This is a genomic window from Rhodococcus sp. YH1 (assembly GCF_009939605.1).
Classification (GTDB): Bacteria; Actinomycetota; Actinomycetes; order Mycobacteriales; family Mycobacteriaceae; genus Rhodococcus; species Rhodococcus aetherivorans.
Window position 1 is genome coordinate 1 of the sequence record NZ_WVTE01000095.1, and the last position, 8,782, is coordinate 8,782.

The window sequence follows — 8,782 nt, forward strand, 5'->3', positions numbered from 1 at the left end:
CACAGCGCCTTGGCGCGGGCCTCGCGCTTGTCGCGGGCCTCCCCGCGCTCGCCGGTCGGGGGGAAGAAGATCTCGGCGTCCTCTTCCCGGCAGCGCGCGGCCAGACGCCACTGCCACAGTTCGGTATCCTGCGGCCGAAGTGTTGTCACAGATGACGACATCGATCAGATCACCCTTCCGATCGGGGACTTCGTCCAGAAGTAAAATCCGGTCGGGCAGTGGCCGACAAGAATTGCGATCGCGCGGATTCCTGCCGGAGGGCTGATCTTACCGACCTCGAATCTGCAATTCGATCGCGATGATGCGAACCCTGTTGTCGCAGACACCATCCTGACAGACTCGGCGTCTGCACAGTCGTATGTCGAGTGAGCGCGAAAGGCACACGCATGACCATCGTGGACCGCACGGAAGCCGATACCGCCGACCTCGGTGTCTACGACTCGATTGCCGACGTGGTCGGCAACACTCCCCTCGTCCGGCTGAACCGGATCACCGAGGGAATTCCTGCGGCGGTGTACGCGAAGCTCGAGTTCCTCAATCCCGGCGGCAGTGTCAAGGACCGTGCGGCACTCGCAATGATCCGTGCTGCCGAGGAATCGGGTGCCTTGCAGCCCGGTGGCACCGTCGTGGAGGGCACGTCCGGCAACACCGGTGTCGGTCTGGCCGTGATCGCAGCGGCCCTCGGATACCGCTCCGTCGTGGTCGTGCCCGACAAGACCAGTGCGGAGAAGATCGCGCTCCTGCGAGCACACGGGGCGCAGGTTCATGTGACACCGGGGGGCCGGCCCAGCCACCACCCCGAGTTCGTGCGGAACGTCGCCACCCGCCTCGCGGCCGAGATCCCAGGCGGGTGGCTTGCAGGACAGTACAACAATCCCGCCAACCCGGCCGCCCACCACAGCACGACCGGTCCGGAGATATGGCGTCAGACCCGCGGCCGAATCACGCATTTCGTTGCCGGCATCGGCACCGGTGGCACGATCACCGGGGCTGGGCAGTTCCTGGCCGAGGTATCGGCCGGCGCCGTGACCGTCGTCGGCGCGGACCCCGAGACCTCCGTCTATGGCGGGGGCGACGGTCGCGCGTGGTACGTCGAATCCGTCGGCCACTTCCTGCACCCGCAGACCGCCGTGGACGAGTGGCCGGACTCGTACCGGCCCGACGTTGTCGACCTCATCGAGCGAATCCCCGACGCCGAGGCACTGACCGTGATCCACCGACTTGCACGGGAAGAGGGCCTCCTCGTCGGGGGATCCGCCGGAGCGGCGGTTGCCGCAGCACTGCGCGTGGGGCGCACACTCGGACCCGACGACGTCGTCGTCGTGATCGTGCCCGACTCCGGCCGCGCGTATCTGTCGAAGTACTTCGACGACGACTGGCTGGGCCGGCTCGGGTTTCCGCTCTACCACGGCACCGAAGGTGTCACCGTGGTCGAAACGCTGCCGAGCAGGGGGAACACACCACGCAGCGTCCCGTCCACAGCGACGGTGTCGCAGGCCCGGGACGTGCTCGCGGACGCGCCGGCGCTGCCGGTCGTCCTGGCGCGACCCGCCTCCGGCCCGACCGTCGTGGCGGAGATCCTCGGGTCCGTCTCCTCGCGCGCCCTGGCCGGCGCCGCAGGCGACGATCCGATCGACTCCCGCCTCGAACCGCCGCTGCCGGTCGTGGGGATCACCGAGCCCTCGGTCGCCGCAGCGCGACGTATCGCCGGTCATCGCGGCCCGGTCGTCGTCGCCGAGAACGGACACGCCGTGGCCCTCGTCGACGCCGACACCATCCGTGCGTCCGTCGACACCGGACCACAGACCGCTCGCCGAAGGAGGGAGATGCAATGACCGTGCACGTGCAGGAGTGGGGGCGGGTCCGCGGACCGCCGTCCTGATCCATGGGCTGGGCAATTCCAGCGACTCGTGGTGGCAGGTGGGCCCGGTGCTCGCCGAACACGGATACCACGTGCTCGCCGTCGACCTGCCGGGCCATGGCCGGAGCGCGCCTCTCGACCGATACAGCAGCGCGGCGCTGGCAGCGGCCGTGGTTGCCGCGGTGCCGGCGAGTCCGGCACTGGCGATCGGCCACTCGCTGGGCGGTCTCGTGCTTGCGCACGCCGTCGGTGAGTTGCGACCGGAGCTGGCCGTGTACGAGGACCTGGCATGGATCCTGTCGCCCGACCCTGTGGTGGCGGACTCCTTCCGCCGGCAGAAGAACTGGACTCTCGAGGACCTGGAACGTGAGCAGCCGCGGTGGAGCGAGCGCAGCCGTCGTCACAAACTCGACGCGCTCGCCGCCTGGGATCCGAGGATCGTCGACCACCTCGGAACGTTCACGCTCGCGCCCGTCGACGAGGCAGTGGTCCCGTCGCTGCTCGTCCTGACCGACCCGAGCCGGCTGATCCCACCGGACCGGGCGGAGGAACTGGTGCAACGCGGTTTCGACGTCCGCGTCGTCGCCGGGGCCGGGCACGTCGTCCACTTCGACGACCCTGCCGGGTTCGTCGCCGCCCTGGCTAGCCGCGGCGTCGTGGGTAACGACCACGTAGGCAATACGTTCAGGGACAAACTCGAACTTCCACCGCTGCCCTGATCGTTACGTCGGTGCGCATCCGGCGGCCGGCGGCGCTGTCGGCTGCACCGACGCACACGATGACGACGGCGGCGGGCGAACCGGTGTTCGAATCGGTGCGAGACAAACTCTTGTCGATCCACCGGACCGGCTGCAGACTGTGAAATCGTTTTTGACGGAAACCCTTCCGGACAGTGCAACATCGACATTTCACTCGTGGACGTCCGCGTAGCTGCTCGATACCTCCTTCGCGGACATTCGCCGATCGCGACAAGGACGCTGCGCACCGTTCCGACTCCTCGTTCGAACACGCAATCGCCAGGCCCCTGATCCACACCCGCATCCGATGCCGGCTACGTACCACGAATCCACCCGCCCCGAGGCCCGGCCTCGCCCACTTTCTCCGAGGAGACCCTCCCGTGCGACCCCGAAACGGAACCACCCCGTCAGCGCCGGCGCTGAGTCGTCGAGACTTCGGCCGTCTCGCAGCGCTCACGGCTGTTGCGCTCGGCGGCACCACCCTTGCGGCGTGCTCGTCGTCGGACGCGGCGGAAGTGACGGCCGACGCGACCACGGTCGGCGCCGTCGGCGCCATCGTCGACGAGACCGGCCGCACGATCGCGCTGAACCTACCGGTTCAGCGCGTACTGTCGGGACTCGGCGGCAATCAATACATCCTCGAACTGGTCCGGGCCGTCGGCGGCGAGGACCGCATCGTCGGCGCAACCGCCAGCCAGATCACCACCGAAGGCTGGTCCGGCTACTGGGACAGCTTCCCGGGCATCTCGTCCGCTTCGCTCTTCGCCGGTCAGACCGGCGGATTCGACTACGACAAGATCCTCGAACTGAACCCGGACGTGCTGCTGACCGGCAGCAACAGCCCGTGGCAGGAGGCAGAGGCCAAGCTCGCGCCGTTCGGCATCAAGGTCGTGGTGTTCACGGCGTGGGAGCCACGGCTCTCCGACACGAACGTCGCACTGCTCGGGAAGCTGTTCGGCGCGGAGCAGCAGGCCGAGAAGTACCGGGCCGCAATTCCGGGAGCGATCGCGAGCGTGCTCTCCGAGCGCCTTGCCGGACTGCAGGACGCCGACAAGAAGCGGGTGTACTTCGAGGGGGCCGTCGACTACGTCGCCGGCGTCCCCGGCGGCTGGGACTGGGTGATCCGGTACGCCGGCGGAGCGAACATCTACTCCGACATCCTCATCAACGGCGGACTCGGCTGGAACGAGTACACCGTCGAGCCTGCCGACATCGTCGCCCGGAACCCCGACTTCATCATCAAGAACGGCGTTCAGGGCCTGCCGCAGGGCTTTTACCAGCCCTGGAGCCGGGACCGGTTCGTGAGCACCGCACAGTCGATCGTGAGCCGGCCGGGATTCGCCGATCTCACCGCGATCCGCGACGGAAACCTGTGGATCACCAACAACTACCTCATCAGTTCGGCGTCGAAATGGCTTGGCGCGCTGTACCTAGCGAGCTGGCTCTACCCCGAACGGTTCGCAGACGTGGACAAGGTGCAGTACTTCCGCGCCTGGGTCGAGGAATACCAGCATTCCCCGTACATCCCCGAAACCGAGTACTACTACCACCACGAGACGGCGTAGGGACCCGCCATGACCGACGTCCTCGATACACCCGGCGCTCCAGGGCGGCCGGAACCAGCACCCGAGTCGGGTCCCGATCGCCCCCGGCTCCGTTCCGCAGCCGCCGAGTTCCGTGCGTTCAGCCGTACGGACCGGGGCCGCCGGATCGTCATCGGATCGGGCGGAGTGCTCACTCTCGTCGTCTTGCTGTGGGCCCTGACATTCGGCGGCAGCGCTGTCGACATCGGAGACGCTCTGGGTGCGTTGCAGGCGAAACTGACGTTCACGCCACCCGCCGACGCCGCGACGGCACGGACATACCTGCAGGTGTGGGAACTGCGAGTTCCGCGGGTTCTGCTGAGCCTGGTGGCGGGCGCGGCCCTGGCGATCGCCGGCGTCCTGTTCCAGGGTCTGCTCCGCAACCCGCTCGTCAGCCCCTACACACTCGGCATCGCGCCCGCGGCGGCCTTCGGCGCGTCGTACGCGATCGTGTTCATCGGAGCCGAGACCGGCGGGCTGTCCAGCTCCGCATGGGTGGTCGTCGGAGCGCTCACCGTCTCTGTCGCCAGTTCCGTGTTCGTGCTCGCCCTGGCCGCCACCAAGCGCAGCGACCCGTCGACGCTGATCCTTCTGGGCATCGCGGTGACCCAGTTCTTCACGGCGGCCACCTCCGCCCTGCAGTTCACCGCCGACCAGGAGACACTCGCGTTGATCGTGCAGTGGACGTGGGGTTCGGTGAACGGCGCCGTGTGGAGCCAGGTGCTGATGGTCGCGGCTCTGTTCCTCGCGGTCTACCCGTTCGTGCAGCGAAAGTCGGGCGCGCTCAACGCGATCGCGTTCGCAGGCGACGATGCGGCCAAGAGTCTCGGCGTGCCGGTCACGTCGACCCGGCTGTCCCTCATCGGACTCGCTGTCGTCCTGACCGCCGTCACCATCAGTTTCACCGGCATCATCGGGTTTGTCGGGCTGGTCGCCCCGCACATCGCACGTCTGCTCATCGGGTCGAACCACCGTTTCCTGCTTCCCTTCTCGGCCGTCGTCGGCGGCCTGCTGCTGGTCGTCGCCGACTCGGTCGGCCGGACCGTGCTCAATCCGGCGGTAATCCCCGTCGGCATCGTGGACGCGCTCATCGGCGCGCCGGTATTCCTCTACCTCATCCTCGCCAAGAGAAGGGCAGCGTCATGACCCTGCGCATCACCGACCTCCACTTCGGCTACGGACGCCGGAAGATCCTGCACGGCGTCGACCTGACCGCACGCAAGGGCGAGCTGCTCGGCCTGCTCGGCCCCAACGGCTCCGGCAAGTCGACGGTGCTGAAGAACATCGCCCGGATCCATACCCCGACGTCGGGTTCGTTCCGGTGGGACGACACCGTCGCGCTCGAGAACCTGAGCCGACGCGAACTGGCGCGCCTCGTCGCGTACGTCCCGCAGACGATCGACGTGTCGTTCGAACTCGACGTGCGCGAAGCCGTCGTCCTCGGCCGGACCCCGCACTTCGCCGGACGGCCCACCGCCGAGGATTGGGAGCACGTCGATCGCGCCATCGAACTGCTCGGGCTCGGCCCGCTCGTCGGACGGTCGGTGACCGAACTGTCCGGGGGCCAGGCGCAGCGTGTGCTCATCGCCCGGTCGCTCGCACAGCAGCCCAGCATCCTGCTCCTCGACGAACCCACCAGCGCTCTCGACATCAAGTACCAGCTGCAGACGCTGCGGCTCGCACGCAGGATCACGCGGACCGCCCAGGTAGCCGCGATCGTCGCGATCCACGACCTCAGCCAGGCCGCCCGGTACTGCGACCGGATCGCCTTCCTCCAGGACGGTCATGTGCTCGCGGTGGGTACGCCGGAGGAGGTCCTCACCGCGGAACTGATCGAGCGCATCTACGGGATCGCAGTCAGCATCATCCACGCGAACGGGTCGGTCCAGGTGATTCCGCGGGACGAACCGGACGCCGCACTCGTCCTCGACTCGCCCACCGTCGCAGCGTAACTTCCCGACAACCATTACGGAGATCATAATCGTGTCAGCAGAACCAACCCGCCGGCAGATTCGTCTCGGCCTCCTCACCAATCCCCCCGGCAACGGGGCCCGCGGAGAGGTCCTCCCCGGCGACGTCCGGTATCCCGGCCGCGTCCTCGACCACTACACCCGCCTCGCCCGGACCGCCGAAGCCGCCAAGCTCGACGTGCTGTTCGCGGCCGACGGCCTGACGTCCGATACCGAACTCGCAACGAAGCCCGAGCCTTTGACGTTGTTCTCGGCTCTCGCCACACTGACAGAGCACATCGGGCTCGTGCCCACCGTCTCGACCACCTTCACCGCGCCGTTCAACCTCGCTCGACAACTTCTGTCACTGGACCACCTCTCGGGGGGCCGCGTGGGATGGAACGCGGTGACATCGACGGCGGGCGAACGCAACTTCGGCGACGCGCCGCTGCCCGACCATGAGGCGCGGTACCGGCAGGGTCTCGAGCACGTGTCCGTCGTCCGTGCCTTGTGGAACTCGTGGGTGGACGACCGTACCGCCGTCCCGATCGACCACCACGGCGAGTTCTACGCCGTCGAAGGACCGCTCCCCTTGCCACCGTCGGTGCAGCAGCAACCGGTGCTGTTCCAGGCCGGCTCGTCCGACGACGGCAAAGCCTTCGCCTCCGCCTTCGCGGAGGGTGTGTATACCGCGCAGCAGACGTTGCGCGGGGCGCAGGAGTTCTACCGGGATCTCAAGGCCAGGACAGCGGCGGCGGGCCGCGACCCCCGCAACATCCTCGTCCTTCCGGGGGTGAGCACGACGATCGGCGGCACCGAGGAAGAGGCCCGCAGGCTCGACGAAGAGTTGTTCGAATCTCATTACAGCGATGCGTCCCGGACCGCGCTCGAAGGGCAGCTGGCCGGCGTCGATCTGTCCGGACTCGGGCTCGACGAGACGATTCCTCCGGCGTGGTTGCCGACGATCGCATCGGTGCAGGGAAGGCAGAGCCGATACGGCGTCTTCCGCGAGCTGGCGGTGGACGAGGGCTGGACGGTCCGGCAGCTGATCGCCCTGCAACAGCGGTCCGCGGGTCACGGTCGCATCGTCGGTACACCGGAGCAGGTCGCGAGCCGCCTCGAGCAGTGGTTCGTCGAGGGCGGTGCCGACGGCTACATCGTCATGCCGGGGCAGGGTCCGGGCGGTGTCGAGGCGTTCACCGGGCACGTCGTCCCCATCCTGCAGAAACGAGGTCTCTTCCGGACCGAGTACGAGGCCGACACCCTGCGCGGCAATCTCGGCCTGCCCGACGTTCCCGTGCGCGTGCGCGCGGCGTGAGCCGTCCCTATTCCCGATCCCCGAAGGAGCCCCGAGCGTGACCAGCCTTGCACCCCTTACCCAGTCCACGCTGTCCCGGCTTGTCACTCGGCCTGTAGAAGCAAAGGGATTCGGACCGCCCCCGACCGGTCTGCCCGCCGACGCGATCCGCCTCGTCGGGGGCGTTCCCGCCGACGAGGCGCTGCCGGTTGCGGAACTGGCGAGCGCCTTCGCTGCCGCCCTGTCCGCATCGGGTGCCGGAGTGCAGTCGCTGCAGTATTCGAGCGCGCCCGGCATCCCGGCCCTCCGCGGGTGGATCGCGAACTGGGAGAGCGACGCATCCGGTGCCGTCGATCCGGACCGGGTGCTCGTCACCAACGGTGCGCTGCACGGGCTCAGCCTGGTCTTCGCCGCGCTGCTCGATCCGGGTGATCTGGTTGCCGTGGAAAGCCCCACTTTTCCCGTGGCCCTGCGGGTCCTCGATCACTACGGTGCCCGCCTGCAGCCGGTGCCGCACGTCGGGGACCGCCTCGACCTCGACGACTTCGAGCGCCACCTGCAGGCGGGCCGCATCCCCAAGTTGTTCTATGCGATCCCCGACTTCCACAACCCGACGGGGACGACACTCGCCGCCGAGGACCGGAGTCGTCTGACCGGTCTCGCCGAGCGTTACGGATTCGTCGTCCTGTCCGACAACCCCTATCGCGAACTGCGGTTCCGGGGCACGGACGTGCCGGACTTCCCACTCGACAGCGACCGCGTCGTGCGGGTCAACACGTTCTCCAAGACGCTCGGTCCAGGACTGCGGCTGGGCTGGGTCGTCGCTCCGGACTGGTTGCTCCCGGCTCTGCTGCGGCTACGCGCCAACGTCGATCAGCATGCGTCGTTGGTGACGCAGTCGGCTGTCGCTCACCTGCTCGGTCAGGAGGGGGTCTTCGACGCGACGGTCGCCTCCGCGCGAGTGCTCTACCGCGAGCGCGCGGATCTGCTCGCCGAGGTTCTCACCGCGGAGGCCGGGGACCTGGTGTCCGTCCCGGAAGCCCGGGGCGGCATCTTCACGTGGGTGAGCGTGACCGACCCCGGTATCAATCTCGCAGACGTGCGTCTCGCAGCGAACGCGCTGGGCGCGGATTTCTCCTCGGGCCGCTACTTCGATCCCGCGTCGAGCGGGCTCTACGCCGACAGCCTGCGGCTGGGATTCACCAACCAGAGCCCTGAGAACCTCCGGCTCGGGGCCCGGCGCATCGCCGAAGCGATCCGCAAGGTTCACTCGGCGCCACGGCTGCGACGGTAGGCAACACGGGCCATAGTTCCGGGCAACGAATCGATGAGCGCACGGCAACCGATCCACCGGC

The 8,782-nt window shown here is 68.2% G+C and carries 8 protein-coding genes; 7 read left to right on the forward strand and 1 reads right to left on the reverse strand.

Annotated elements, in window-relative coordinates; all coding sequences use genetic code 11:
• The coding region (locus tag AIIKEEIJ_RS33965; RefSeq protein ID WP_338020927.1) for a WhiB family transcriptional regulator at positions 1 to 161 on the reverse strand (161 nt) is incomplete at its 3' end.
• Positions 162 to 386: 225 nt separating this feature from the next.
• On the opposite strand from AIIKEEIJ_RS33965, the gene AIIKEEIJ_RS09110 reads away from it, so the two are divergent.
• The 7 genes from AIIKEEIJ_RS09110 (at position 387) to AIIKEEIJ_RS09140 (ending at position 8,721) form a co-directional block, all read left to right on the forward strand.
• A complete protein-coding gene (locus AIIKEEIJ_RS09110) occupies positions 387 to 1,835 on the forward strand; it encodes a pyridoxal-phosphate dependent enzyme (protein WP_161995499.1) in 1,449 nt (482 codons plus the stop codon).
• Positions 1,836 to 1,929: 94 nt separating this feature from the next.
• A complete protein-coding gene (locus AIIKEEIJ_RS09115; RefSeq protein WP_338020926.1) occupies positions 1,930 to 2,580 on the forward strand; it encodes an alpha/beta fold hydrolase in 651 nt (216 codons plus the stop codon).
• Between the two features lie 398 nt (positions 2,581 to 2,978).
• Positions 2,979 to 4,163, forward strand: coding sequence for an ABC transporter substrate-binding protein (locus tag AIIKEEIJ_RS09120; RefSeq protein ID WP_161995501.1), 1,185 nt, complete (start codon positions 2,979 to 2,981; stop codon positions 4,161 to 4,163).
• Positions 4,164 to 4,328: 165 nt separating this feature from the next.
• Positions 4,329 to 5,327 (forward strand): iron chelate uptake ABC transporter family permease subunit, encoded by a 999-nt coding sequence (locus AIIKEEIJ_RS09125; RefSeq protein ID WP_202916785.1) that lies wholly within the window; start codon positions 4,329 to 4,331, stop codon positions 5,325 to 5,327.
• Positions 5,324 to 6,133 (forward strand): ATP-binding cassette domain-containing protein, encoded by an 810-nt coding sequence (locus AIIKEEIJ_RS09130; RefSeq protein WP_161995503.1) that lies wholly within the window; start codon positions 5,324 to 5,326, stop codon positions 6,131 to 6,133. Before AIIKEEIJ_RS09125 ends, AIIKEEIJ_RS09130 begins: the two co-directional genes overlap by 4 nt.
• Before the next feature lie 31 nt (positions 6,134 to 6,164).
• Entirely contained in the window at positions 6,165 to 7,448 is a 1,284-nt protein-coding gene (locus tag AIIKEEIJ_RS09135; protein ID WP_202916786.1) for an NtaA/DmoA family FMN-dependent monooxygenase, read from the forward strand.
• A gap of 37 nt (positions 7,449 to 7,485) precedes the next feature.
• Positions 7,486 to 8,721, forward strand: coding sequence for an aminotransferase class I/II-fold pyridoxal phosphate-dependent enzyme (locus AIIKEEIJ_RS09140; protein ID WP_161995504.1), 1,236 nt, complete (start codon positions 7,486 to 7,488; stop codon positions 8,719 to 8,721).
• Positions 8,722 to 8,782: the final 61 nt, after the last annotated feature.

Coding starts and splice junctions, on each gene's coding strand:
- AIIKEEIJ_RS09110 (WP_161995499.1), top strand. CDS start 387: ATGACCATCGTGGACCGCACGGAAGCCGATACCGCCGACCTCGGTGTC.
- AIIKEEIJ_RS09130 (WP_161995503.1), top strand. CDS start 5,324: ATGACCCTGCGCATCACCGACCTCCACTTCGGCTACGGACGCCGGAAG.